Genomic DNA, 26,218 nt, shown 5'->3' with positions numbered 1-26,218 from the left:
TAAACAATCGATTGGTAATGGCGCTTTAAGGTGAGGTACAAGTTGAGTCATAGATAATCACGAAGCACGCGACCTGAACTCATTCCTGAAACATTTTATACAATTTCTGCCAGAGTCTTTTGCTTGATACAAGGCTTCATCTGCGAGTGACAGAACTTCTTCTGGATCTGAAGCGTCTCGGCTATCAGCAACGCCAATACTCACCGTAATTGATACCGATCGTCTTTTAGCTCCGTGTCCACGATTTAATTGGCCTTGCTTATTGTCGTCTGGACGAGATGCTGAATCACGCAAGACCATTTTATAATTCGCTATTGATTTATGGACTTCAGCTAATTCTTTTAAACAGTCTTCAGCGTACTTACCTTTAAATAGGATAGTGAACTCTTCACCACCAAAACGATAAGCCTTAGCACCACCGCGTGTTTTCATTAGCAACGTTGCGACAAGTTTAAGTACATTGTCGCCGGTATCATGTCCGTAGGTATCATTAAAATTTTTAAAGTGATCAACGTCTAACATTGCGATGGTGTACTTACCATCCATATCTTTAAAATCAAGATCGAGCGCCCGGCGGCTAGGGATAAGAGTCAAGCTGTCAGTAAAGGCAAGATGATGGCTTGCACTAGTTGAATACACAATCATAAGCAAGCCTGCCAGAGTAAACATAGTGCTTGATATGTATTGAACATCGAAAAAGATAAAGGTCGTCGAAGCTAAAGCCATCGCAGAGTAGGTCATGGCGTGGATGATTTTGTTGGTTCTTAATACCAAAATTCCCAGAAAGCCGACGATGCCAAGACAGTATAAGACGAGAATAAACGGGAGCTTGGAAATACTAGGTATGATGAACAAAATACCATTTGTCCAATCCTCAAACCGGCCTTTAATGTGGAATCTCAGTGTAATGTAAGACCACAACAAAAAGATCGCCAACATCAACACATAGACAAACATGGCTTTTGAGTTTGCACCGTCTTTACTGAATAGAAACACGGCCAGAAAAGAAATCGGCAGCAAAGTTGCTAGCATCGTTAACTCAATCAGCGCCGTTCCACTAGTAAGGGGCACCTGAAGCCGCTGTTGGATAATAAAGTAAGCCACTAGCATTGAGAGGCAGACCATAGACTCCCGTCCTTGCTTAAAGGAATAGCAAAGCAGCAGGGCACAACCCAACAGTATATAAGGTAAATTCGCGGCTATTCCCCAGTTTGACTTAGTCATCTGAATAATACTATTCATGCCGGATATCGCGAGTCCCAACAGTATTATGGGGAAAACGAATTTAAAGCCTGATGATGTCATTAAAGATGAGGACATTTGAAAAAATTGCCTACAAAATTAGTTAAATACATAAAAAGGTCACTATACGCATCTAGTTGATATTATCATTGTAGATTATATGCTTTCAGTATCTTAGCAATTTTCCATAATAAGTACACAATAAAGTGGTTAAGTACCAGTTATGGGAGATAGAGCAACATTTATAAAAGCCGCCAAATCAACGCATTACTACCGCTGACTATGACTATACTTGTTTTATATCAGACAAAGGAGAGTCACCATGCACATCAGTTCCGAAGTACATAACTATATGGAAACCTTAGTCGGTCAAATCCTCTGTACAAACAGATACAACGGGCAGTTTGACAGTAATCAGTTGGCTGATATCGCTTGCTTAGCTTTGATACAACTTAAACCCCTCTACATTCGACACGACATCGACTTTCTCTCTTCGCTACCTGAACGCAAGCTTAACCAGCTTAAACAAAGCGCTGAGATAGCGGTTGAGAACGCAGTCGTTATGCTCCAAAACGATAGACGAAAAAATCGTAACAATGATCTGCCTGTTATTTTTTCACATACCCGTTATGATGAGCACAAAGAGCTGGATTGGTATGAAAAACCAATTCTTAAGTAAACATAAGTTATGAATGCTCAACACCGTATCTATGCTATGTAAGTATAGAAGTTGTGTTGGCCCAAGGAGGAATTGTGGGATTCTTTTCTCGTTTGTTTGGCGGTAGTGAGAAATCTGTCGAAGTAAAAACCGTAGAGCCAGTGGAATACAAAGGCTTTCAGATATACCAGGAAAGCGTTGCTGAAGGCGGTCAATTTCGTATTGCTGGCCGAATAGAAAAAGAGATTGATGGGGAGATAAAGACTCATCGTTTCATTCGTTCAGACTTGTTGGGTTCGGAACAAGATGCCAACGAGCTTATGTTGAAGAAATCACACATGTTCATCGATCAAATGGGTGACAAGATCTTCGATTAACAAATCACTGTAATTTGATGCGAATCATCTTAATAAGAGCCATTAGTATATATGCTGATGGCTCTTTCTTTTTTAAGGCTTAAATACCTGTTAATTAAGGAGTTAGTGAAGCTCTGGTTGGACCTCCTGTTTAGGGGCGATATTTTTCGTATTTATCGAGTTCAAATAGAGAAAATTTCATTACTTAAGGTTATATGTAATGAAATTTAGTGTTTATATAACAAAACACTTGCAGTCAAAGCACGCCTTAGATACAAAAAGAATATAACAGGGCTGTTGAACAAGATATGACGATGCAAATAGGTGGGCCCAAACATCGGTGTTTTATTTGTATTTTTCTTGTGTAGTTAAACAGAAAGAAATAAAAAAGAATTAGAGTAGAGCACGGCTCTTTTTTTTGGGACTAATTAATTGATATGTATACAAGGAGTATGCGTTTTGCAAATCGGTGTACCTAGAGAGATACTCGCGGGTGAATCGCGAGTAGCTGCATCACCAAAGTCGGTTGAGCAGTTAATTAAGTTGGGGTTCGATGTCGCGATCGAATCTCAGGCGGGGGTGCTAGCGAGTTTCGATGATGCCGCTTATGAAGCTGCAGGTGCGAAAATCGTTTCTAGTGACGAAGTTTGGACATCAGGTCTGATTCTTAAAGTAAATGCGCCACTCGTAGATGAAGAAAAAGGCATCGACGAAATTGCATTACTACAAGATGGTGCAACTCTGATTAGCTTTATTTGGCCTGCACAAAATGCAGAGCTAATGGAGCAGCTTTCAAGTAAGAACATTAACGTTCTGGCGATGGACTCAGTTCCTCGTATCTCTCGAGCTCAAGCATTAGATGCACTGTCTTCAATGGCGAACATTGCTGGTTACCGTGCAGTCGTTGAGGCCGCTCACGAGTTTGGCCGTTTCTTTACCGGTCAAATTACGGCAGCAGGTAAAGTTCCACCGGCTAAAGTTCTTGTGGCTGGTGCTGGTGTTGCGGGTTTGGCTGCGATCGGTGCTGCAGGTAGCCTCGGGGCGATTGTGCGTTCATTTGACGTACGCCCTGAAGTAAAAGAGCAAGTTGAATCGATGGGCGCCGAATTCCTGACTGTGGACTTCCAAGAGGACTCAGGCTCTGGTGATGGCTACGCGAAAGAAATGTCTGATGACTTCAACAAGAAAGCGGCTGAGCTATACGCTGAGCAAGCGAAAGACGTTGATATCATCATCACGACGGCTCTGATTCCTGGCAAACCTGCACCGAAGCTGATCACTAAAGAAATGGTCGACAGCATGAAAGCGGGTAGCGTGATTGTAGACTTGGCGGCTGCGAACGGCGGTAACTGTGAATACACAGTCAAAGATCAAGTTATCATGACTGACAACGGCGTTAAAGTTGTTGGTTACACCGACATGGTAGGCCGTTTGCCAACGCAATCTTCTCAGCTTTACGCAACAAACCTTGTGAACCTTCTAAAACTTCTTTGTAAAGAGAAAGACGGCAACATCAATATCGACTTCGAAGACGTTGTACTTCGTGGCGTGACTGTCGTGAAAGAAGGCGAAATCACTTGGCCAGCGCCACCTATTCAAGTTTCTGCTCAACCTCAGGCTAAGCAAGAACCTGTGGTTAAGAAAGAGCCAAAAGTTGAAGAGCCAACTTCGCCAACGAAAAAACTTATTGGTTTAGTGGCAGCTGTTGGTGCCTTTGCATGGGTTGCTTCGGTTGCGCCTGCGGCGTTCCTTTCACACTTCACGGTATTCGTATTAGCGTGTGTTGTAGGTTACTACGTTGTTTGGAACGTGACGCATGCACTGCATACTCCGCTTATGTCGGTAACTAACGCTATCTCGGGCATTATTGTTGTGGGTGCGTTACTGCAAATTGGACAAGGTAATGGGGTCGTATCCTTCCTTTCGTTCATCGCCGTGTTGATTGCAAGTATCAACATATTCGGTGGTTTCACCGTCACCAAGCGTATGCTTGAAATGTTCCGCAAAGATAAATAAGGAGTCACAATGTCTGCAGGATTAGTACAAGCAGCTTACATTGTTGCTGCATTATTTTTCATCATGAGTTTGGCGGGGCTTTCTAAGCAAGAGTCTGCGCGAAATGGTAACTACTACGGCATCGCTGGTATGACGATCGCGCTGATCGCGACGATCTTTAGCCCTGATGCTCAAGGTTTTGGCTGGATCATTATCGCGATGGCGATCGGTGGTGCGATCGGTATTTTCTACGCTAAGAAAGTAGAAATGACCGAAATGCCAGAACTGGTTGCGATTCTTCACAGCTTCGTAGGTTTGGCTGCGGTTCTGGTTGGTTACAATAGCTACCTGGACGCACCTGAAGCGGCAACGCACGCGGAACACGTTATCCACCTTGTTGAAGTATTCCTTGGTGTGTTTATCGGTGCAGTAACCTTTACTGGTTCTATTGTTGCATTTGGTAAGTTACGTGGCGTAATTTCTTCTTCACCGCTTAACCTTCCTCATAAGCATAAAATGAATCTGGCTGCGATTGTTGTGTCTACGCTACTTATGATTTACTTCGTAAAAGCAGACGGCAGCATGTTCGCTCTTATCGTAATGACACTGATTGCATTCGCTTTTGGTTACCATTTGGTAGCATCAATCGGTGGTGCGGATATGCCAGTAGTGGTTTCAATGCTGAACTCTTACTCTGGTTGGGCAGCGGCAGCAGCAGGTTTCATGCTTGCAAACGACCTATTGATCGTAACAGGTGCTTTGGTTGGTTCTTCAGGTGCGATTCTGTCATACATCATGTGTAAAGCGATGAACCGCTCGTTCATTAGCGTTATCGCTGGTGGCTTTGGTCAAGAGATCATCATTTCTAGTGATGAGGAGCAGGGCGAACACCGCGAAACTAACGCCGAAGAAGTGGCTGAAATGCTGAAGAACTCAAAATCAGTAATCATCACTCCGGGATACGGTATGGCAGTAGCGCAAGCTCAATACCCTGTGCATGAAATCACGGATGCTCTTCGCTCACAAGGTGTTGAAGTACGTTTTGGTATTCACCCTGTAGCGGGTCGCCTTCCAGGTCACATGAACGTATTGCTGGCAGAAGCGAAAGTTCCTTATGATATCGTTCTTGAAATGGACGAAATCAATGATGACTTCCCAGAGACCGATACCGTACTTGTTATTGGTGCCAACGATACAGTGAACCCAGCAGCGCTTGAAGATCCAAACAGCCCAATTGCAGGCATGCCTGTACTGGAAGTTTGGAATGCGAAAAACGTAGTGGTATTCAAGCGTTCAATGAATACTGGTTACGCCGGCGTACAAAACCCGTTGTTCTTTAAAGAAAACACGTCAATGCTATTTGGCGATGCTAAAGAAAGCGTAGAAAATATTTTTAAAGCGTTATAATCCTAAACTGCTTTAAAATTACTCAGGGCCAGCAATCGCTGGCCCTTTTTTGTTCTGGTTCAATGTTATAGTAATGCAAATCCTGTAGTTACCTGATGTCAATTGATTCTAGATTGCTGTATAGTTTGGCGTAGTCTAATAAGTAACGGTAACAGTTTGATTAACAAGATTTTGCTCGGTTTAGCATCTATCGTGCCGGTTTTTTCGGCAACTGCAGCAGCCGATTCATTACCAGAAAGAATAGATACGTTTACAGAGCTATTTAACTACGAAGTAGCTCTTAAGTCGTATGATATTCGTATTCTGCAATCAAATTATCCTACTAAGTTACTTGCGCCTGATTCATTACTTCCGCAAACGTCAGACTATCCGCTGAAGGACATACAGCAGCTTTATAGTTTAGATAAGACTTGTCGTGGTAAACTGCCGCTCAGTCCATTGATTACCGAACCTCTTGTGTTTACTCGAGCTATCTGTAAAGGCACAGAGCTTACTCCACGCTGGTTTTCTCGCAGTGGACTCATTCACCCAGGTGGGGGCACTTACGCTGCTCGCTATGTCGATAAGCATCCCGATCTTAGACCAAAGCTCGCTCAATACATGCATATTAAGGAGCGCGGTAACGAAGAGGGTGATGAGTTACTCGAAAGCTTGCAAAACATGAACGATGACGCCATAAATGCATTGATCGCCGGAGCAAGCATGTTCATTGAAGGTAATGAGCTGTGGTTACGTCGAGGCGATCGCTATTTTGTGTTCGAAAGAGAGTTATGGCAGGAAAACGTCGCGAATGCAGGTTTGTCCTATTCACTGGCGTCAGAAAACAAAAGCTGTTTCGTAAAACGAGGCAATATTTGCTGGGACGTTGAAGATCATTCACAGATTCTTCGTATCAGTATGATTGTTTTGGTCATCGCGAACATACTTCTCGTGATCGGATGGGCGGTATACCGCTGGAACAGTAAGCGAGAAGAATTGCGCAGCCGTATGTTGGTATTGCAAATTTTAACTCATGAATTGAGAACGCCAATTGCGTCTCTGTCTATGACCGTTGAAGGGTTTCGTCGAGAATTTGAGCACTTACCAGAAAGTGTATATGACGAATTCCGCCGGCTGTGCGAAGATACACGTCGATTACGCCAATTAGCGGAGGCGAGTAAGGATTATTTGCAATCTGATAACCAAATGCTTGCAACGGACTGGGTTCCATCTGTTGTCGAATGGTTAGAATTTAAGATTGAAGAAGAATTTGATAATGCTGTACTTCTCAACGTAAACGAAGACGTAGCGGCTAAAGTTAACGTGTACTGGCTTGGCACCTGTATTGATAACTTGTTACGTAATGCACTGAAGTATGGCGTTCCACCGGTTGAACTTCATGTTCAAACGAGTGAAGATAAAATCGTTTTCCAAGTCCGTGATGCTGGTGACTTGACCGCAAAAGACTGGACTAATTTGAAAAAACCGTTCGTGAGTAAGAGCGGGTTAGGACTTGGACTAACAATCGTTGAATCTATGGTAGGCCGCATGGGCGGAAAAATGTCCCTTATAGGACCACCTACAACCTTTATATTGGAGATACCTTGTGAAACAGACACTGCTTCTCGTTGAGGACGATAAAAACTTGGCTGATGGCCTGTTAGTAAGCCTGGAACAAGCAGGATATGAGTGTTTACATGTGGAGCGTATTGCGGACGTTGAATCGCAATGGAAGAAAGCCGATTTAGTGATTCTCGATCGCCAGTTGCCTGATGGTGACTCTGTACAACATCTTCCTGAATGGAAAAATCTCAAGGATGTACCAGTTATTCTGCTGACTGCTCTTGTGACAGTAAAAGACAAAGTGGCAGGACTGGATTCAGGTGCAAACGACTACTTAACTAAACCTTTTGCAGAGGCTGAGTTATTCGCACGTATTCGTGCACAATTGCGTGCTCCAGATTCGGGAGAGCAAGACGGTGCAAGTTCAGATAAAGTGATCACAAAGGATTTGGAAATCGATCGCTCTACTCGTGAAGTCCTGTTTAAAGACGAGTTAATTACTCTGACACGTACAGAATTCGACTTACTATTGTTCTTAGCGTCTAATCTGGGCCGCGTATTTACTCGCGACGAGTTGCTTGACCATGTTTGGGGTTACAACCACTTCCCAACAACACGAACTGTTGATACGCATGTACTGCAGCTACGTCAGAAACTACCTGGCTTAGAAATTGAGACACTTCGTGGTGTCGGATACAAAATGAAAGCTTAAAGAATAATGAAAACACTACTCCCTGTAGTTTTGTCATTAGTGTTAGTGAAGCCAGTCCAAGCTATGGACTGGTTTCGAACTAATACGCCTCTAACTCAGGCTCATCAACATCTGCTTGAAGATGATCTTTCAGGAATGTTCAATACTTTAGTTGAACTATGGCAGACAGAACCCAGCCGCGATTTAACCTCACACTTAAACGATCTGCTTGGTCAGTCTCTGACTAAGGATTGTGGAAAATCACTGACGGCCGTCACTTTACCAGAGTGGGTAAGTGGCGTTAACGTCATACGCCAAACCATTCAAAGCCCAGGTCGCGATACGTTCCGTTTAGTCGTTAAAGTAAGAGCAACGACTGAAGTGGAACAAATCACATTCAAACGTTGGGTTGATAGCTCAATTTCAGCTGATAGCTCATTTGCTGTAGAAGAAACGCCAAATGGGGCTGAAATCGCGAACGAGCGCAGTTTTCTCAAGCGTTACAACCTAACTGGTCAACTTGAATCAGGTTTGTATCATTTAACCGTTGTTGCAAAAGATAAACCTGAGTATCGAACGTGGGTCATTTTGGGCGACTCTAACTCCAGTCAGTACGTTCGCTGGACGTCTAAAGAAAACTGGAAAGTTGAAAAGAGTGCGCTGAGAAATCCTCATTGTCCATTACCACAGCTTGAAGTGGGGCTTTATGACTACATCGAAGGCCAGTATGAACAAATGTGGAAAAAAACGTATGAGTCGAATTATCCTGAGTCACTAGAACTTGCTGGCGTACCGAATGATCGCTACGTTCTTGCGGTAAGCATTAATAGTCGCCGTTGGCAGGGTGACATCATTGTTGAGCAAGCTCAAACAATAAGCCGTACTTATGATCTTTCGCAAGAAGATTAACTAAAGAAATTACATTTGTGCCGATATAAGTTCAGGAAGAACTAAATCACAAGTGTAGTATGAAAACTCAATTCAAAATATTATCAACCGTCATCACCGCAGCACTGTTTTCCAATGTGGCTTCAGCTGCTAACTACTCAATTGAAGCCCGCAGTGATGCTATGGGCGGTGTTGGCACAGTCTCCGCCAGTTACCTTACCGCACCATTTTTTAACCCTGCTTTAAGTGCAATCTATCGCCGCAACGATGACGCGGGTATCATTGCCCCAAGTTTTGGTATTAGCTTTGATGATCAATACGATTTGATTGATGAAATTGATCGTATCAGCAAGCTTAATGACGATGCCGAAATAGAGAGTTCATTGAATGCACTTGCTCAAGGTAATCAAAAATTAAACTTTGACCTTGGGGGTGTCGTTGCTGTTGGTATCCCTAACAAATTTTTATCAGCAACGGTTTACGGAAAATTATACACAGAATCTTTTGTACAGCCATCTATTGATACCTCTGGCGCTAACCCAATGGACAATACTTATGTTCAAGGCGTGAGTATTGGTGTTGCGGAAGCGGGCATCTCATTGGCAAAATACACCAACTACATGGGGCAGCACCTCTCTGTTGGTATCACACCAAAACTACAACGCATTTACACCTATTCATACGCAACAAGCTTCAATAATTTTGACACCGCTGACTTACGTGAAAATGAAACCGCTGAAACCATGTTTAATTTGGACGCAGGTGCACTTTGGTTTTTTGGGCCCTACCGTTTAGGTATTGCGGCAAAGAACTTAATCGGAAGAGATGTAGAAACTAAGTCGTTTCAGTACAACAGTAACCCCATCGAGTCCTATCAATACAGCATGAGGCCACTTTATACGATAGGCGCAGGCTTCGTTGCAGATTACTTTACCATGAGTGTCGACTACGACTTAAATGAAGAAAAACGCTTTTCATCCTTTGATGATAATACGCAAATGATTCGCGCCGGTGTTGAATTTGATATTCTGCGCCAAATGGCACTGAGAGCTGGTTATATGAAAAACTTAGCTCGAAGTCATGATGATGGGACGATCACCGCGGGAATAGGGCTCTCGCCACTTAACTTGCTTGAGCTGGATATAGCAGCTCGTTATACAAATGAAAACGCGATGGGTGCGTCAATTAATTTTCTTGCGACCTATTAAACGAATCGTTATAGTCGGCTCCTCTAAATGAGGAGCTTTTTTATGTTTGACGATCTACCCCCTCTATCTCACGAAGAACAACAGCAAGCCGTGGTAAAGATTCAAGAGCTAATGTCTCAAGGTACAAGTACGGCTGAAGCAATAAAAATTGTTGCTGAAAATATTCGAGCTGAGTACGCAGCTAAACAGCAACAAGACGAAGAATAAACAAAACGATAAGCAAAGAAGCAGGGCAGTAAAACGCTCTGCTTTTTTTGTGCCTGCTCGACAGGCCACATACTAATTATTAAAAGCGCAACTGTGTGACATCGTCACGTCATGTGGGTCACTAAACGCAACACAAGGTTAGAATCGCCATGATAAATGCTGGGTAAAATTTTACTAACTAAACTTTATCAACCCGAACTAGGGCCTTTAAAAGTTAAGGTAAAATTAAGAGTTTAGGTAATATTCTCAATATATCAATAACATAAAGTAGAATATTGGTCTGGGTGGATGGTTGCTGCCTCTTCAGTCTGTAATTATATTACAGGTAGTTTCATGAGTGCGGATGTAGCCAGTCATTTATGCTAAAAATTAATCTTAGCTACGTTGTCACGTTAATATCGCCAGATTAAAAGCAAGTAAACACATGGGGTGTAGAAACAGTAAGTGCTTGCATATTTTGAAAACGTGTTGTGGTGCCCGTATGAATTACACTAACCAAAATTCTCTCGTTTAACGGTTCTTTACTCGTAGACGGTGCTTTTCACAAGAAGTTAAAACTACAAGCTTGAGTTACGGTGTCACACGGAAGTGTTTTCGTATAATCCAAATACAACGTGTCAAAACCATTAGTTTAGGAGTGGGCGAAAGGTTCAATCACTGCAATCAGGTGGAAGTTCTTTATACTAAACAAATCAAAAGGTTAGAGGTTATAGTTGGATTTTTACTCGGGCGCGATGTTTCTTGGTGATAGGTTCAGGTTAGGTAGATTTATGAAGATTCTTATGTTTTGGTGTAACGACTGCGTTGAATTGCCTTGATTGAGCTAGACTTAATGTAAGTCTATGAAAACTAATCGGGAGAAAAGCAATGAGCTACACGCATATATTAGTCGCGGTTGATTTATCTGATTCCAGCAAGAAAGTTATTGATAAAGCGATTAGTCAGGCAACGGACCCAAACTGTAAACTTTCCTTCGTGTATGTAGATGTAGATAGAGTAGTCTTAGAACCTAAAGAAGAAGAGGAATACAACAGAAAGTTACAAGCACTTGCATCAGAGTGTAAGTATCCGGTTTCTGACACCATGGTCGTAATTGGTGATCTTCATATCAAATTGCAAGGGCTCGTCAAACAACAAGGTATAGATTTGGTTGTGTGTGGCCATCACCATAATCTGTTAAGTCGTTTTTTCTCCTCAGTGCCTAAACTCGCTAACTCAGTAGAGGCTGATTTGTTGGTCGTTTACCTTCATGATGAATAGTCCAACTCAAAAAGCCGAGCTTAATTAGCTCGGCTATCTGGTCACGGTCTTTTAATTTATTTACGTTGTGAGGGCGTTAGCGAGAAATACGAGGGATGATTCTAGTCTTTTTAGTCAAGATATTAGCCGATTCAGCATTCGAGTTTAGATCAAAATGCACATTAACTTGAATACCTTCTCGCTCAAACGTTACATCATCAAAATCAGTCATCGCGATCTTAAAACCGTTTCTAGCAAAAAGGCCAGTAACCATGGTCCGCTGTTTTATTTGTAATGCAGACGCCAATAGTTTGTCCATGGTAATTCTCCTTTTGAGTTGTGGGGATATTTAACAACCATACCCCCTACAGCATATGAAATCAATTTAATAAATATTGTGTCGTTTGAGTGTCTTCGCGAGCATACTCTTCTAGCATCTCCAAACAACATGAAACAATGCTTAATTAATGTGGCTGTTAATAACTCATGACGTTTTATGTGATAACGGCATAGAAAAGTGCTAATGCTGCTGATTATCATAGATACTTATTGTTACAAATTATCGTTTATACCAGGACACTATAAATGAACAGAGACTGTCGGATTGTCCATCTTCTTGGGGCTCAAATAGCAAAAAGCCGAGCTAGTGTTGCTCGGCCTGATAAGCGAGTAGGTTAACCTAACGAGAATTACTTGGTAACATGTGGGCGCTTCGGGTCAAAATATCAGCCGACTCAGCATTCGAATCCATATCAAAATGTACGTTAACTTGAACGCCTTCTCGTTCGAATGTCACATCATCAAAATCGGTCATTGCGATTTTAAATCCATTTCTCGCGAATAAACCTGTGACCATTGTTCTCTGTTTTATTTGTAATGCAGACTCGAGTAGCTTATCCATAGCATTAATCCTTGTTATTTGTATGGGAATTAAATAAAAGTAGTACTTTAGGGTGATAAGGTCAATTAAGGTTAATTGATGATAGTTCCAAATAACTGAAACTCTTACAAATCAGTCATGGTTTAAATCCAAAACAGACCGCTGAAAATGTACATGTATATCATTGTTTTAAAACGAAATAATTGCGAAGATAAAAAGTAGGGAAGTCAGATTTTGATTGTTCGTGATATCAATACGTTATGAGAACAGCTCTTAAATGTTGTGACCATGTAACTTTGGGTAAGCTCGCAGCATATTGCCTATGTGTGAACTGTTGGCATAAATCTGCTCAATACCCAGAATGTTTATCACTATAAAACGTTAGCGGATTACGGTGCTCATTAAGGTATTCTCGTGTTGCGACCATATGTTCGTAGGCGGATTCGGTCTCGCTAAAACGCAGGTTCATCAAGCGACCGGTCGCATCATCGATGAAAACCAACAGGCAGCACTTGTCGCTGCGTCCTTCAAACCAGTCACGGCGTTAAAGAAGCTGATAAACACGGGGCTTACACTGTGAATGTGGTGCCCAGAGACCATCAGCAATCATCCAACTTCGTAAGGTCTCGTTGGATATCGGAAGATTATGTAACTCAGATAATTTTCCCTAGCAAGTGTTGGAGAAAAATCCGAGTACTTATCACAATTCTCGCAGACGATTCATAAGTCGCTGCACTTGGCGAATACTCAAATCAAGAATATCTGCCGCATCGACTCGTCGGATTCACATCCTGAATTACTTTAAAACGATTGATATCAGAGTCATTCATAGTCACTAGCATCTTGATCATGTCCTTAGCACAAATCCAAAGTAAATAAGGACTAGTGATTGTATGCTAAAGAGACATTTTAACTTTGTTAAATAGTGACATTACAACTTTGCTCCTACAGATTCAGTGCGCATTATATGTGTTATGTTAAATTGTATGCGGTGCTACTTGAAATCTTATCCTTTTAAGTCTCCTATCCCTCTCAGATTTTAAATTTGTGGTCACAGGTACTCGTAAGGTTTTAGAGCTCCGATTAAACATAAAGGCTATTTACCATAAAATAGCTAATATCGATATATCAATCTGCGATTGCTCAATCTTCAATTAGCCGTTAACAAGAATGCAGATGACTATACGTCGAAAAACAGATGTAAAAAAAGCGTCTCTAGAGACGCTCTAATTCACAATCTGGATTCTTAACCGCCAGCTAGTTTAACGGTCATGCCTTTCTTTTCTAGGTGTGCTTTGATTTTGTCTCGCGCATCACCTTGAATTTCTATGTTGCCGTCTTTAACAGAACCACCACAGCCACAGACTTTCTTGAGTTCTGCTGCGAGTAATTTTAGTGGTGCGTCATCAAGATCTAAGCCTGTAACGATACAAACACCTTTACCTTTACGGCCTTTTGTTTGGCGTTGAATACGCACGATACCATCGCCTTTAGGGCGAGCAATTTTCTCTTCTTCCGGTTTGATTCGGCCGGTTTCCGTTGAATATACTAAGGACATACTGTTATTTCTTGTGTTGTTGGGTCTGCAATGCTTTTTTCTTAGCAGCTAAATAAGCTTCGATATGACGTTGAATGGCCAACTTACCGCCTTTGATTAGTTTACCATTAAACATGCAATACCATTCATTCGGCTCACCCGAATCATTTTTTAAAGTATAGCCGTTAAAAGCAACTGATTGTGTTCCTGCGGTGCTTTGCCTGGTCTGTGCAAGAGAAGCAAATTCTTTTGGATCGATGATTGAAGCAGTGTCGCACCACCAGTCAATACTTTTTTTAACTGAGGTCAGATTACCTTGCAATACGTGGCTTTTGATCTTTACCTTCCAAAGACTGCCATCCAAACTGGATTTTAAATTAAAGCCTCTATATGTCGCAACTGCCATAAATGCCCCATTTTTGTATCAATTTCAGTCGTCTAAGAGAATTTAATGAGCATCAATACAGTGAGATGCTCAGCACAAGCACTTCTAACACAATCTATTGTTAAGTAACGTTATTTACTTTGCACTTTTGATGCAGTCTTGAAGAAACTCGTGGAATTTGTGGCCATTGTTTTGAAGCATTTTCGGGAACATCGAGATTGGTGTCATACCCGGGAACGTATTCACTTCATTCAGGTAAATCTCTCCATCTTCAGTAAGGAAGAAATCAATACGAGACAAATGACGCAGGTTCATCTGTTTAAATACGGTCTCTGACTCTTGCTTGATCGTCTCTATCTGTTCTGGTGTAAGGTTTTTTGCTTCAACTTCCGTCAATGAGTGGCTTGCACTGCTGTATTTTTCATCGTACGAATAAAATGTACCATCAGGCGCGATAACTTCACCAGGTTTCGTCACATAGAGTTCGCCATTCATTTCATACGCGGCCACTTCTAATTCTCGAGGCTTAACTGACTTTTCTACTAAAACTTGATCAGAGTAACCAAAAGCAGCATTAACCGCGTCGGAAAGCATCTCTCTTTCCGTTACGCTGTAACAGCCAACTGAAGATCCTTGTCTTGCAGCTTTAACGAATACTTTGCCCCATTTATCAAACGCTTGCTGAGCTTGAATATGAGCTTGCTCATTATTTTTAGTCAGGAACAAGTATGGTGTGTTCGGTATACCTAGAGCGTCGTACCAAAGTTTCGATGTGATTTTGTTGAAACTGTTGCTGCTTGCTTCTGGTCCGCAACCCAGATAAGGAATGCCAGCGATTTCAAATAGAGATTGAATATCGCCAGTTTCACCAGGGAAACCATGAATACAAGGTACGATGAAGTCAATTGTCTGATTCGAGTCGTTAGAACATAAGCATTTGGTGTTGAGGTCCAAGTAAACCAATTCGCCTTGATCGGTCATCCAACCTTCGTTTTTGATCTCTACACGCGTTACCTTGATGTTCTCAATGAGATTCAGTTGTTGTTCGACAAAGTTAGCAGACAGCAATGATATCTCGTGCTCTGAAGAGCCACCACCGCATAATAGAAGAATATTTTTAATCATGAATCAATCTTTCCGTGACCTACAAAAGATACTTATTGTTATGATAACCCTTTGAGAAGTGACGTACAGTTATTTTACTGTGAGGCGTATCGTTCGGGTACGATTTGAACAATTTAAAAAGGGAGCGATATGCCCCCTACTTAGTTTGATCAGTTTAGTTTATTAAGCGTCGGATATGCCGAGTTTTTAATCGCATCAATGCTTTTGACAAAAGGCTTTAACTGACGCAATTGAGCTGGAAGCGTTGCGATCGCCTTTTGTGCTTCCGCACTTGTCGCATAATCTCCGTATAAAATGGAGTACCATTTGGTGCCATTGACTACTTTGTAGTTAGCCCAAATCGGCTGCTCACTTTGCGGTAGTTTGTTGGTGAACTGAGTCACTTTATCTTCACTACCAACAGCGACAACTTGGATGGTGTATCCGAAACGTTGAACTGCTGATTGATCCTTGCTTGGTGGCATGATCTTAACCGGTTTTACCTGATCGTTTGGAGTCAGTTTTATGACTTTCTTTTCTTCAGGTTTAGGTGTCATTTTCACCACTGTTGGTGCTACATCTTTCTCAACGACGGCATTTTCAGACGCCATAATTGGTTTTGATATGACATCTGAAGAATAGTCCTCACGAAAACTCTCTGAGGTAACATCCGTAGTGTAGGTTTCAGATGCACAAGCGGAAAGAAGAAGGGTTAAGCCGATGATTGCGGTCTTTTTCATGAATAACAAACGCTCTGAACAAATATTACGATAAATCATGCCGATAGGAGGCTCGATTATCAAGCATCAAATACAATAAACTGCCTTTTTGATGTGATGAGTGACACAAACTCTACAAGCTTCGTACAGTTTTTCTCCGTTGTTTATCTCTGGCATGTTTTCTCTAAGAAGTATTCGTTTATGATTATTGATATCCATCCAGTAAAGCTCTCAACAATATCGTGTTAAAGGCAAGGAATCTGCATGAATAAACTACATAAGCTTTTTAAACCTGATTCAGTTGCGGTAGTTGGCGCATCACCGAGAGAGTTACGCGCGGGTCACGTGGTCATGCGCAATCTTCTTCAAAGTGGTTTTGGTGGCGCGATTATGCCAGTAACGCCAAAACACAAAAGTGTATTAGGCGTTATCGCTTACCCGGACATCGCTTCCCTGCCCTTGACTCCAGATATCGCGATTCTATGTACTAACGCTTCACGTAATGAAAAGCTTCTCAAGGAATTAGACGAGCGTGGAACTCAGTTCGCTATCGTAATCTCTGATGACACTCAAATCGTCGATGTGTCTTCGCTTAATATTCGGGTCTTGGGTTCCAACAGCCTTGGCATTATTCTCCCTTGGCACAACTTCAATTGTACGTTTTCTCCGGTTGCTGCCAAACCAGGGAAAATTGCTTTTATTTCTCAGTCAGCCGCCGTTTGTACAACTGTTCTGGATTGGGCGAACGACAAAAATATCGGATTTTCGTCATTTATTTCGATTGGACGAGGTCAGGATATCGATTTTGCCGATTTACTTGATCATTTGAGTATGGACGGACATACCGAGGCCATCTTGCTCTACGTTGACTCGATCAGTGATGCTCGCCGCTTTTTATCAGCGGCCAGAGCGGCATCCCGAAATCGACGTATTCTTGTTTTAAAAGCAGGACGGTCGAAAGAGATGAATACGCTTGAGCAGCAAGACGGCGATACCTTAGACATTATTTATGATTCTGCGATCCGCAGAACAGGTATGTTGAGGGTTAGTAATACTCATGAGTTATTTGCAGCGGTAGAAACTCTAACCCACTCAGTCCCCCTGCGTGGAGAACGACTAGCGGTCATTACCAACGGCGGTGGGCCTGCAGTGATGGCCGTGGATACGCTTTTCGAACGTGGCGGTAATTTAGCGACGCTTGATGAAGCTTCGACCGAGCAATTGAGAGCCGTTCTGCCGCCAAACTGGCGAGAAGTGAACCCCATCGACCTCTCTGGTGATGCGACCAAAAAGCGCTACGTCGACACTATTAACGCTTTAATGAACAATGATTGTGCGGATGCAATTTTGATTATGCACAGCCCTTCTGCTGTTTCTGATCCACTAGATACGGCGTACGATGTGATTGAAGCGATTAAGTCCCATCCGAGGCATAAGCACTTTAACATCCTGACTAACTGGTCGGGAGAACAAACGTCTCGTGAGGCTCGTCTTGCTTTCACTCAAGCGGGAATACCCACTTATCGAACACCAGAAAGTGCAGTTGTTGCCTACATGCACCTTGTGGAGTACCGCAGAAACCAAAAGCAACTGATGGAAACACCAACAACGGCAGAACCGTTGCACTCAGGAAGCATCAATTCTGCTATGGAATGGGTAAATGAACGACTACTGGACAAAAACACAGTGTCGTTGGATACACACCAAACTAGCCCACTTTTTAAACTGTTTGGTTTCAATGTGCTGCCAACGTGGATCGCGTCCGATGCAATAGAAGCGGTACATATGGCGGAAAATATCGGCTATCCGGTAGCGGTAAAACTGCGCTCTCCTGATATTCCACACAAGTCAGACGTTCATGGTGTTGCCCTCAACCTGAGAAACAGTAATGAAGTCTCGAGTGCATCAAATTCTATTTTAGATGCTGTAAAACTTAGCTATCCATCTGCTAACGTCCACGGCCTTTTAGTACAAGGTATGGCTAAACTTGGCAGTGCTGAAGAAATACGAATCAGTATTGCTGTAGACAAAGTATTTGGGCCGGTGATATTGCTTGGTCAAGGTGGTTCTGAATGGAATATTGCTCAAGATGCCGTGGCCGCGTTACCGCCATTAAACATGACTCTGGCGCGTTATTTAGTCGTGGTTGCTTTGAAATCAGGCAAGATCCGCTTGCAAAAGCATAAAGATGCTTTCGATATTACCGAACTGTCGAAATTCTTGGTTCGTATTTCGCAGATGGCGGTTGAGTTACCAGAAATACACAGACTGGATATCCATCCAGTACTCGTGTCTGGGAACGATTTGACGATCATTGATGCGGATTTGACGTTAACAAAATATGAAGGCGATGCTCAAACGCGCCTTGCTATCCGCCCTTTCCCGGCAGAGTTTGTTGAAACGGTCACTCTGCGCGACGGTCAACCTGTCTTACTTCGCCCTATCTTGCCTGAAGATGAGCCTCTACATGCTCAATTCATCAATAACGTATCCAGAGAAGATCTTTACAAGCGATTTTTCTCCGAAGTTGGTGAGTTCAACCACGAGGCTTTGGCTAATTTTACTCAAATCGATTACGACAGAGAAATGGCATTTGTCGCCGTCGCATTTGATAAGAGCGGCCCATCAATTATTGGCGTAGCCCGCGCTCTGATCACGCCCGATAATAGCGACGCTGAGTTTGCTATTCTCATTCGCTCTGATCTAAAAGGAAAAGGCCTCGGCAAGGTATTGATGAAAAAAATCATTAGCTATTGCCAAGTTAAAGGCACTAAGCAAATATCAGGAATGACAATGCCGACTAATCGTGGAATGCTGATGTTAGCACAAAGCCTCGGGTTTGATATTGATGTTCAGTTTGAAGATGGTATTGCAGATATGGTCTTAGCGTTAAACTAGAATGAAGGCCCAGCTTTCGACGTTTTCTACATGGATAGAATCGTTCAAGCTGGGCTTTGTCTTGTCTGGAAACAAAACTTAGTGCTGAAAAACCCAATACTTTTGTGACAAGGTCACTTTAACGCCCAATTTTTTTTCAAATATTGAATACACCAGGATTTAGCCTCTCCCATTGTGTTTCGACGCCACGCGAGAATGACGTCCATAGGTATTGGCTCCGTACCTTCGATCAACTTGAGCTCTCCACTTTCAATCAGCGGCTGAGCTATTTGGCTTGGCAGTGTTCCGATACCTAGCCCCGCTCTGAGTGCATCAACCTTCGCTGTAAAATTGGTGACCGTTAACCTTGGTTGCTTTTGAATAATATTCATTGAAAGCGCTGGTTGCTCTCGAGCCGTGTCTGCGATCGCAATAATACGATACTTTTCTCTTGCCGCTTCATCAAAATCACCGCTGCGTTTATGCACATAGTGGTTTGCAGCAGCAACCCAAAGCATGGTCATCTTACCTATTTTTTCTGACTTCACTTCTTGAGGAAGCGTGTCCAGGGATGGACAAATCAATAGATCAGAACGGCCTGTGTTGAGCGATTCCCAACCACCTGCCAAAATCTCTTCTTGCAATCTGACTCGGGTAGAACTGACTTCAGATAGCGCATCCACCATAGGAAAAAAGTTACAAACAGGAATAATGCCATCGAATGCAACGGTGATATCTAATTCCCACCCATTTGCCAATACCGTAGCGTCGTTTACCAGCTTTTCACTGGCCTTCAATATATCTCGCCCGCGTTCAAGGATGAGTTTACCAGCTTCGGTAAAATGAGCTTTATGCCCTGAGCGATCGAAAATAATGATATCTAAGTCTTGCTCAAGTTTTTGAATTTGGTAGCTAAGTGACGAAGGAGCTCTGTCTAATTCATTGGCGGCTGCAGCAAAACTGCCTCTTCGGTCTATTGCATCCAAAATATGGAGCGCTTCTAAAGTGATCGGACTGTGCACATTAACTTCCTTTACCTGATGTATACCACACGAGTGGTGACTTATCAGACAGTTAATAAATCAAGAAACAACAATATAACACATTGATTAGTAATGACGAGAAATGCCTATTTTGCAACGTTTTCCTGATTATACGATCGTCAGTTGCTGGTTAGCCATGTCTGAGTTGGGTCGAATCTAGGCGGTTTGGAATTAAAGATACGGTTAGATGAGTAAAATCAGAAGGAAACTTAATTAAAAATGATGACTTAATCCTTAGATACAACAAAGCCAGCTAAATGCTGGCTTTTTATCAAATTTTCATTTCTAAAAGGTAAAGAAAAGTATGGAAAATGAAAATTTACTGCTGTGCCATCTCTTTTTTCACCATTACAGCTGCTGCTACGATGAAAGCGATGATTAGACCGAGTTCCATGAACTACCCCAGTGATTATGAGAAAGAAAAGACCAAATCTTGAAGTCGGGCATAGTTTAGCACGTCTAGGATTCGTTGCTAGCTTTTAACCTCAAATTTACGATTTTTACGATTTAGATCAAAAAAGGCGCAAAACTGCGCCTTTTAGGTTATAAACTTGTTAAATGCATTAGTTCAACTCAGGATAACCTTGCGGATTTTGAGATTGCCATCTCCAAGTATCACTCGTCATTTCTTCAAGCGTACGGGTTGCTTTCCAGCCTAATTCAGTAGCCGCTTTACACGGATCCGCCCAACATTCCGCGATATCGCCTGGGCGACGCTCAACCAGCTTGTAAGGCACTTCTTTGCCACTCGCTGCTTGGAAAGCCTCAACCATTTCAAGGACGCTATAACCTTTGCCTGTACCTAAGTTATAAATATGCAGTCCTGATTTGTTACCTACTTTCTCTAATGCTGCTACGTGACCGTCAGAAAGATCCATAACATGGATATAGTCACGAACTCCTGTACCATCTGGAGTTGGGTAGTCGTTTCCAAATACCGACAGGAACTCACGACGACCAACGGCAACTTGTGAGATAAATGGCATCAGGTTGTTTGGAATCCCCTGAGGGTCTTCACCAAGCTCACCTGTTGGATGAGAGCCAACTGGGTTGAAATAACGTAACAGAGTGATACTCCAATCTGGGTTCGCTTTTTGAAAGTCTGTAAGACACTCTTCGACCATCAATTTACTGCGACCATATGGATTGGTAGCACTTGTTGGAAAATCCTCTGTAATTGGCACAGAAGCTGGATCACCATAAACCGTTGCTGAAGAACTAAATACTAATGACTTAACACCAGCTTCACGCATTGCATCAACCAATACCAAAGTACCGTTTACGTTATTATCATAATACTCTAGTGGTTTCGCTACGGATTCACCAACGGCTTTTAAACCAGCGAAATGAATAACCGCTTCAATATCATTGCTTTGCAGCGCATCAACTAGCGCTGCTTTATCGCGAATATCAGCCTTAATGAACTTCGGACTTATTCCGCAAACTTTTTCAATGCGGTGTAATACGGCAGGATTACTATTATATAAGTTGTCTAAAATCACTGGTGTCATACCAGCTTCAATCATTTGAATACAAGTGTGGCTTCCGATATAGCCCATACCGCCTGTAACAAGTACTTTCATTTTATGTTCCTTCTGACGCGAATAAGGATAGTCTAAAGCTTTAACGCTTTAATTAAAACTGTCTCTTACAACTCATATCCCATTAATATTGCTCGCCCTTTTCCGGATTTTTTAGCTTGGTACATCGCAGTATCCGCACTTTTCAAAACGCGGGCGGCATCTCGCTCATTGATACTCACCAGCTTCACTCCAATGCTTACGCCTACTTGTAGATCATTTTGACCATATTGAATCGGATTACATATTGCGGTCAGTAACTGTTCCGCAATGCGTGTGACGATAGTCTGATTAGCTGGGTTGACCAGCATTGCAAACTCATCACCAGACAGCCTGGCGATCAAATCACCGTGTCTTGTTGCGGATACAAGTCGTTTGCTCACGATTCTCAGCACTTCATCGCCAGCGTCATGCCCGTAGGTGTCATTGATTGCTTTGAATCCATCCAAGTCTAAATAAAGTACCGCAAATTCGTCTCGGACGTAGGCTGATCTTTGTACCAGATCTTCTAACTCTGCGTTGAATTTAGCACGATTCGCTAATCCGGTCAGCGGGTCATGATGCGCCAGGTATTCTAAGCGTTCCATCTCTTTTGCATCAGAAAGGTCGGTAAGTACAATCACTGAATCGTAAAGGCTGTTTCTTTCGCATTTTACAATACAGTTTACTTTCGCAAACATCGGAATAAGCTTGCCTAGGCGATTCTCCTCTAAGATTTCCCCCTGCCAAATACCATAATTTGTAAGGGACTGGACAATATGTGGAACCATTCTCCTCAGTTTTAAATGGCGAATATTATTAATTAACGGCTTTCCAACTAACTGGTCGTTCGCTACCCCCATCAACTTTGAAGCCGCAGGGTTAATCATTGTTATCACCCCTTTATGATCGAGAACGATTAGGCCATCCTGACTACTTTCAAACACTCGCCCAGCAATGTGTTCCCGACTCAGTGAAGCCTCTAACTCTGTAACGTCCCGAACCTCGAACAACATACAACTTTGGTCTGAAAGGTATCGGCTTGATACATTAAATTGACGGCTACTATCCACATCCGTTAGTGTCATCTCATTGCATTGCGAGGATTTTTCTAGAAATTGGGCGAGCTCACGGCCTGTTTTTGTTTTAATGAGATCGCGAACATGCGTTTGCAATAAGTGATGGTTATTGCGATTAAAAATTTGATAAGTCGCTGAATTACAGTGAATGATCATTCCTTTACGGTCTACCGTAATCAGGGCGTACTGTAATGATTCAATAACATCTTGAAGAAAGCAGTTCTCTTGTTTCAGGGATTCTAGGTTATGTTGGCGCTGTTTATCACGTTGTCTATGTTTCGTTACCATAGTTTCAAATGAGCAAAGTAACTCGTCTATTTCATCGCGTAAATCATGCCCTCTTTCTACCTTAAACTGGTGTCCAGAGCCGAAATCGTCTACCGCAAGTTTAAGATCCAGTAATGGTTTAAAAGCAGAACGATCTGTAAGAGCTCGTAAAAGCACGCCAACCAGCAGCAAGATGAGGATTCCAATTATGCCATCTGTTACCAACATCAGAACGCTCGGGTTAGTAAACTTTACTTCTATCAATGCCACAATAGAGCCGTAATGGGTAATAGCAACTTCTATATACTCGTATTCGGATTCCGCATTGCTTCCAGAGCTTTTCATTTCATTCAGTTCTGTAAGGGTTACGCCATTTTTACTTAAAAAAGTGATTGTCCGCTTGTCGCTGTCTTTTAATTGAACGGCTGCAATGGCGGATTGCTTCAGTAGCTCAGAAAGAATTGATTCAACCTTTTGCTTGTCGTTTACACTAAGCGCATCTTTAATTGAATTTGAGGCGATGTTAATTAAAAGCCGCGTGTCTTCAGCAAGTTTGACCTTTGACGACAGATGCACGGCATGATAGATGTAAACTTTACTGGTGACGAAGATGGCAGCCATAGAAACTAAAGTTGGCCAAATAAGTTTTATTCGTAATGACATTTAATGCCCCGTAGTCAGATAACAATCAAACAACCGAAGATGAATATGCAACCAATTCCTTATTTAGGGCGCAAAGCGTAACACGGTGGTGAATAAAATCATCGACAACGGCATAAAAAATGAATTGAAATAGAATGAATTACCTAAATATTCGAATCAATTCAAATAATCTAAAGTTAATACTGTAACGAGACTTACCTCGTTTAACTGTTTAAATAATGAACTTAATCACTGAAGCCAGGCATATCTTCCTGCATCGTCAGTTGATTGCTTGAGTAAAATTGAACGTATGACACTGAATAAACAACAACTCACACTAAATTGCGATATGGGCGAAAGCTACGGCTCTTGGAAAATGGGGGCCGATGAAGACGTAATGCCTCATGTTGATATGGCCAATATCGCCTGTGGGTTTCACGCATCCGATCCAAACGTGATGCATGAAACCATCACTCTTGCCAATATGAATGATGTCGAAGTTGGTGCTCATCCGGGCTATCCCGATATACAGGGTTTTGGGCGTCGTTCATTGAGTATGACGGGTGATGAGATCACGAACATGGTTGTTTATCAGGTTGGTGCGTTACAAGCACTTTGCCGCGCTCAGTATACTGATATTGGCTATATCAAGCCCCACGGTGCGCTGTATAACGACATGATGAAAAACGATGCTGTTTTTCGAGCTGTTGTTAAGGCTGCTGCTTTATTCAAAGTGCCGTTGATGATTCTTGCATCGCAAGAGAACGAAAAATACTTAGAAATTGCAGATGACTTTGATGTGCCATTGCTGTTCGAAGCATTTGCAGACAGACTTTACCAAGACAATGGCATGCTTACGCCAAGAACGCAGCCAAATGCAGTCTTAAAAACAGAACATGCCATTCTCGAACAAGTACGCATGTTAGCGGAATCAGGCCGTGTAAAAACCGCATCGGGTAATTATATTCTTCTCGAAGCCGATACAATTTGTGTTCACGGAGATAACGAAGAGTCCATTGCTTTGATTAAAAAAATTCGTCAGAGCCTGTATTCTGGAGGGAATTAATGCAACAGGAAACGTTTAATATTTCAGCTGTCTCGGAATCCAGTATCCTTGTAAGATTTGAGGAGTGCATTCATGAGGAGCACATCGGAGAAGTAGCTCGCCAAATAAGGGAACATCTGGCAAGTGTTATCATGAATGTTATTCCTTCTTATAGAACCGTCTTAATTGACTACCTGCCCTTTAGAATCGATGAAAGCAGTCTGATTGATAAAGTAAACCATATTCTCCGCCAGTTCGATCCTGAGTTGTATGACCGCCGACAGCCTAACAATATTTCGATTCCTGTTTATTACTCAGAAGAAACCGCATTAGATTTAGAACGATTTAACAATTGTGGTTTATCCTTGCAAGACGTAATAGACCTGCATACTCAAACGGTCTATAGCGTCTCTGCTATAGGGTTTGCGCCAGGTTTTGCCTTTCTATCCGATGTTTGTGACAAGCTGGTTATGCCAAGACTCACCACCCCTAGAACCCGTGTTCCTGCCGGTAGCGTAGGCATTGCTGACAGTAAAACGGCGGTCTATCCATCGGATAGTCCGGGCGGGTGGAATATTATTGGCCGAAGTCCGCTCGCTTTATTTTCTGATACTCCTCCCTTCATTCCGTTTGATGTAGGTGACAGGGTGACGTTTTCTGCAATTACTAAACAGGAATTTATCGACTTAGGAGGAGTTTTATGAGTGACGCTGGATTGCGAGTAGAAAAACCAGGACCACTTTCATTGATTCAAGACTTTGGTCGTTTTGGTTTAGCGCATATTGGTATTACCCAAGGTGGCCCTGTCGATGATTACGCGTATAGTTGGGCAAACTACCTGCTCGGCAACCCAGTAAATTGTTCTACCGTCGAAATTACATTAGGAAACGCGACGTTTGTTGCGTTACATAATTGCCATCTCGCTATCTGTGGTGGTGATTTAAACGCAAAAGTTGACGGAGTACCAATTGCGAATTGGTCTGACTTCATACTAAAAACAGGCCAGAAACTTCACTTTGGCATGCCTAAAAATGGATTGCGCGCTTATTTGGCGGTGAAAGGCGGATTCGATATTGCAGAACATCTTGGAAGCTCATCAACGGTTTGTAGAGAGTTACTTGGTGGTCTGGACGCTAAAGGTAGTGCGCTGCAAGTTGGTGATGTATTGCCGTTTACCCCTCACCGATTACCACAACATAAACCAAGACAAATGACCTTTCGCTTTAAGCCCGATTACAACCTACCCGTTAAGTTGAGAGTGATAGAAAGCTACCAGTATGACGACTTTGATGTCGAAGCATTAGATGCCCTTTACTCAAGTGAGTTTACCATCTCACCGGATTCCAATCGCATGGGATACCGGCTACAGGGCGACACAATTACACCGCCGTACGATGGAATACTGTCTGAAGGTATCGCTCTTGGCGCAATACAGGTGCCCAATGATGGCAATCCGATTGTACTGTTCAACGACCATCAAACCATAGGTGGTTACCCGAAGCTTGGATGTGTAGCAAGAATAGATTTACCAAGACTGGCGCAAGCAAAGCCCGGTCAAAAGGTAACGTTTGTAAAAGGTGATAGATTGAGGTTGCAAGACTTGTGGTGTCAATGGGCTCAGTTTTTTGGCTACTGAGCCCAATTACTG

At 42.5% G+C, this 26,218-nt stretch carries 24 protein-coding genes and 1 pseudogene; 14 read left to right on the top strand and 11 right to left on the bottom strand.

Going from position 1 to position 26,218, the window contains the following annotated elements; all coding sequences use genetic code 11:
- Nucleotides 1-57: 57 nt before the first annotated feature.
- Nucleotides 58-1,320 carry a GGDEF domain-containing protein gene (locus VER99_RS22720; protein ID WP_029791633.1) on the bottom strand — a complete coding sequence of 421 codons (1,263 nt, stop codon included), beginning with the start codon at nucleotides 1,318-1,320 and terminating at the stop codon, nucleotides 58-60.
- 244 nt (nucleotides 1,321-1,564) lie between these two features.
- Here VER99_RS22720 and VER99_RS22715 point away from each other — a divergent pair, with 244 nt between their 5' ends.
- The 10 genes from VER99_RS22715 to VER99_RS22670 all read left to right on the top strand — a co-directional run bounded on the left by VER99_RS22715 (nucleotide 1,565) and on the right by VER99_RS22670 (nucleotide 11,454).
- On the top strand, nucleotides 1,565-1,921 hold the full coding sequence (locus VER99_RS22715) for a late competence development ComFB family protein (protein WP_020334869.1): 357 nt from the start codon (nucleotides 1,565-1,567) through the stop codon (nucleotides 1,919-1,921).
- 74 nt (nucleotides 1,922-1,995) lie between these two features.
- On the top strand, nucleotides 1,996-2,277 hold the full coding sequence (locus VER99_RS22710) for an HlyU family transcriptional regulator (RefSeq protein WP_014234217.1): 282 nt from the start codon (nucleotides 1,996-1,998) through the stop codon (nucleotides 2,275-2,277).
- Between the two features lie 438 nt (nucleotides 2,278-2,715).
- Nucleotides 2,716-4,272: a Re/Si-specific NAD(P)(+) transhydrogenase subunit alpha gene (locus VER99_RS22705; RefSeq protein WP_020334871.1), complete on the top strand. Its 1,557-nt coding sequence runs from the start codon at nucleotides 2,716-2,718 to the stop codon at nucleotides 4,270-4,272.
- Between the two features lie 9 nt (nucleotides 4,273-4,281).
- Entirely contained in the window at nucleotides 4,282-5,658 is a 1,377-nt protein-coding gene (pntB, locus tag VER99_RS22700) for a Re/Si-specific NAD(P)(+) transhydrogenase subunit beta (protein WP_014234219.1), read from the top strand.
- Nucleotides 5,659-5,814: 156 nt separating this feature from the next.
- Complete coding sequence (gene vxrA, locus VER99_RS22695; RefSeq protein WP_020334872.1) at nucleotides 5,815-7,269, top strand: sensor histidine kinase VxrA; 1,455 nt, start codon at nucleotides 5,815-5,817, stop codon at nucleotides 7,267-7,269.
- The gene (gene vxrB, locus VER99_RS22690; RefSeq protein ID WP_014234221.1) at nucleotides 7,244-7,912 is read left to right on the top strand and encodes a response regulator transcription factor VxrB; all 669 of its coding nucleotides are present in this window, start codon (nucleotides 7,244-7,246) and stop codon (nucleotides 7,910-7,912) included. The genes vxrA and vxrB overlap by 26 nt, the downstream gene beginning before the upstream one ends.
- A 6-nt stretch (nucleotides 7,913-7,918) precedes the next feature.
- Nucleotides 7,919-8,800: a DUF2861 family protein gene (locus tag VER99_RS22685; RefSeq protein ID WP_020334873.1), complete on the top strand. Its 882-nt coding sequence runs from the start codon at nucleotides 7,919-7,921 to the stop codon at nucleotides 8,798-8,800.
- Nucleotides 8,801-8,859: 59 nt separating this feature from the next.
- Complete coding sequence (locus tag VER99_RS22680; RefSeq protein WP_020334874.1) at nucleotides 8,860-9,987, top strand: conjugal transfer protein TraF; 1,128 nt, start codon at nucleotides 8,860-8,862, stop codon at nucleotides 9,985-9,987.
- A 42-nt stretch (nucleotides 9,988-10,029) separates the two neighbouring features.
- Nucleotides 10,030-10,194, top strand: a complete 165-nt coding sequence (locus VER99_RS22675) for a YoaH family protein (protein WP_020334875.1) — start codon at nucleotides 10,030-10,032, stop codon at nucleotides 10,192-10,194.
- A gap of 867 nt (nucleotides 10,195-11,061) precedes the next feature.
- On the top strand, nucleotides 11,062-11,454 hold the full coding sequence (locus VER99_RS22670; RefSeq protein ID WP_020334877.1) for a universal stress protein: 393 nt from the start codon (nucleotides 11,062-11,064) through the stop codon (nucleotides 11,452-11,454).
- A 76-nt stretch (nucleotides 11,455-11,530) separates the two neighbouring features.
- On the opposite strand, the gene VER99_RS22665 is transcribed toward VER99_RS22670, so the two are convergent.
- The 7 genes and pseudogenes from VER99_RS22665 to VER99_RS22635 all read right to left on the bottom strand — a co-directional run bounded on the left by VER99_RS22665 (nucleotide 11,531) and on the right by VER99_RS22635 (nucleotide 16,079).
- Nucleotides 11,531-11,752, bottom strand: a complete 222-nt coding sequence (locus VER99_RS22665) for a hypothetical protein (protein WP_020334879.1) — start codon at nucleotides 11,750-11,752, stop codon at nucleotides 11,531-11,533.
- 360 nt (nucleotides 11,753-12,112) lie between these two features.
- Complete coding sequence (locus VER99_RS22660; RefSeq protein WP_020334880.1) at nucleotides 12,113-12,334, bottom strand: hypothetical protein; 222 nt, start codon at nucleotides 12,332-12,334, stop codon at nucleotides 12,113-12,115.
- A 337-nt stretch (nucleotides 12,335-12,671) separates the two neighbouring features.
- Nucleotides 12,672-13,143 (bottom strand): annotated as a pseudogene (locus VER99_RS22655) (transposase family protein); the annotation flags it as partial.
- A 416-nt stretch (nucleotides 13,144-13,559) separates the two neighbouring features.
- The gene (yciH, locus tag VER99_RS22650) at nucleotides 13,560-13,871 is read right to left on the bottom strand and encodes a stress response translation initiation inhibitor YciH (protein ID WP_014234230.1); all 312 of its coding nucleotides are present in this window, start codon (nucleotides 13,869-13,871) and stop codon (nucleotides 13,560-13,562) included.
- Between the two features lie 4 nt (nucleotides 13,872-13,875).
- The gene (locus tag VER99_RS22645; protein ID WP_020334882.1) at nucleotides 13,876-14,256 is read right to left on the bottom strand and encodes a DUF3319 domain-containing protein; all 381 of its coding nucleotides are present in this window, start codon (nucleotides 14,254-14,256) and stop codon (nucleotides 13,876-13,878) included.
- A 114-nt stretch (nucleotides 14,257-14,370) separates the two neighbouring features.
- Nucleotides 14,371-15,360, bottom strand: a complete 990-nt coding sequence (locus VER99_RS22640) for a D-alanine--D-alanine ligase (protein WP_020334883.1) — start codon at nucleotides 15,358-15,360, stop codon at nucleotides 14,371-14,373.
- A gap of 149 nt (nucleotides 15,361-15,509) precedes the next feature.
- Complete coding sequence (locus VER99_RS22635; protein WP_024372988.1) at nucleotides 15,510-16,079, bottom strand: SPOR domain-containing protein; 570 nt, start codon at nucleotides 16,077-16,079, stop codon at nucleotides 15,510-15,512.
- A 243-nt stretch (nucleotides 16,080-16,322) separates the two neighbouring features.
- On the opposite strand from VER99_RS22635, the gene VER99_RS22630 reads away from it, so the two are divergent.
- Nucleotides 16,323-18,956: a bifunctional acetate--CoA ligase family protein/GNAT family N-acetyltransferase gene (locus VER99_RS22630; protein ID WP_014234234.1), complete on the top strand. Its 2,634-nt coding sequence runs from the start codon at nucleotides 16,323-16,325 to the stop codon at nucleotides 18,954-18,956.
- Between the two features lie 113 nt (nucleotides 18,957-19,069).
- Here the strand turns inward: VER99_RS22630 and VER99_RS22625 are convergent, their stop codons facing one another.
- The 3 genes from VER99_RS22625 to VER99_RS22615 all read right to left on the bottom strand — a co-directional run bounded on the left by VER99_RS22625 (nucleotide 19,070) and on the right by VER99_RS22615 (nucleotide 23,546).
- Nucleotides 19,070-19,957: a LysR family transcriptional regulator gene (locus VER99_RS22625; protein ID WP_020334885.1), complete on the bottom strand. Its 888-nt coding sequence runs from the start codon at nucleotides 19,955-19,957 to the stop codon at nucleotides 19,070-19,072.
- Nucleotides 19,958-20,541: 584 nt separating this feature from the next.
- On the bottom strand, nucleotides 20,542-21,561 hold the full coding sequence (gene galE, locus VER99_RS22620; RefSeq protein ID WP_020334887.1) for a UDP-glucose 4-epimerase GalE: 1,020 nt from the start codon (nucleotides 21,559-21,561) through the stop codon (nucleotides 20,542-20,544).
- A gap of 65 nt (nucleotides 21,562-21,626) precedes the next feature.
- The gene (locus tag VER99_RS22615) at nucleotides 21,627-23,546 is read right to left on the bottom strand and encodes a diguanylate cyclase domain-containing protein (RefSeq protein WP_020334888.1); all 1,920 of its coding nucleotides are present in this window, start codon (nucleotides 23,544-23,546) and stop codon (nucleotides 21,627-21,629) included.
- Nucleotides 23,547-23,835: 289 nt separating this feature from the next.
- Here VER99_RS22615 and VER99_RS22610 point away from each other — a divergent pair, with 289 nt between their 5' ends.
- The 3 genes from VER99_RS22610 to VER99_RS22600 are packed head-to-tail and all read left to right on the top strand — an operon-like array spanning nucleotide 23,836 to nucleotide 26,206.
- On the top strand, nucleotides 23,836-24,591 hold the full coding sequence (locus VER99_RS22610; protein WP_020334889.1) for a 5-oxoprolinase subunit PxpA: 756 nt from the start codon (nucleotides 23,836-23,838) through the stop codon (nucleotides 24,589-24,591).
- Complete coding sequence (locus tag VER99_RS22605) at nucleotides 24,591-25,274, top strand: 5-oxoprolinase subunit B family protein (RefSeq protein ID WP_020334890.1); 684 nt, start codon at nucleotides 24,591-24,593, stop codon at nucleotides 25,272-25,274. Before VER99_RS22610 ends, VER99_RS22605 begins: the two co-directional genes overlap by 1 nt.
- Nucleotides 25,271-26,206, top strand: coding sequence for a 5-oxoprolinase subunit C family protein (locus VER99_RS22600; RefSeq protein WP_020334891.1), 936 nt, complete (start codon nucleotides 25,271-25,273; stop codon nucleotides 26,204-26,206). The genes VER99_RS22605 and VER99_RS22600 overlap by 4 nt, the downstream gene beginning before the upstream one ends.
- The last annotated feature ends 12 nt before the right edge of the window (nucleotides 26,207-26,218 follow it).

This window comes from Vibrio natriegens NBRC 15636 = ATCC 14048 = DSM 759 (genome assembly GCF_035621455.1).
In the GTDB taxonomy this organism is placed as follows: domain Bacteria; phylum Pseudomonadota; class Gammaproteobacteria; order Enterobacterales; family Vibrionaceae; genus Vibrio; species Vibrio natriegens.
The sequence above is the reverse complement of the archived record's forward strand: the minus strand, read 5'-3'. Positions and strand labels throughout refer to the sequence as shown.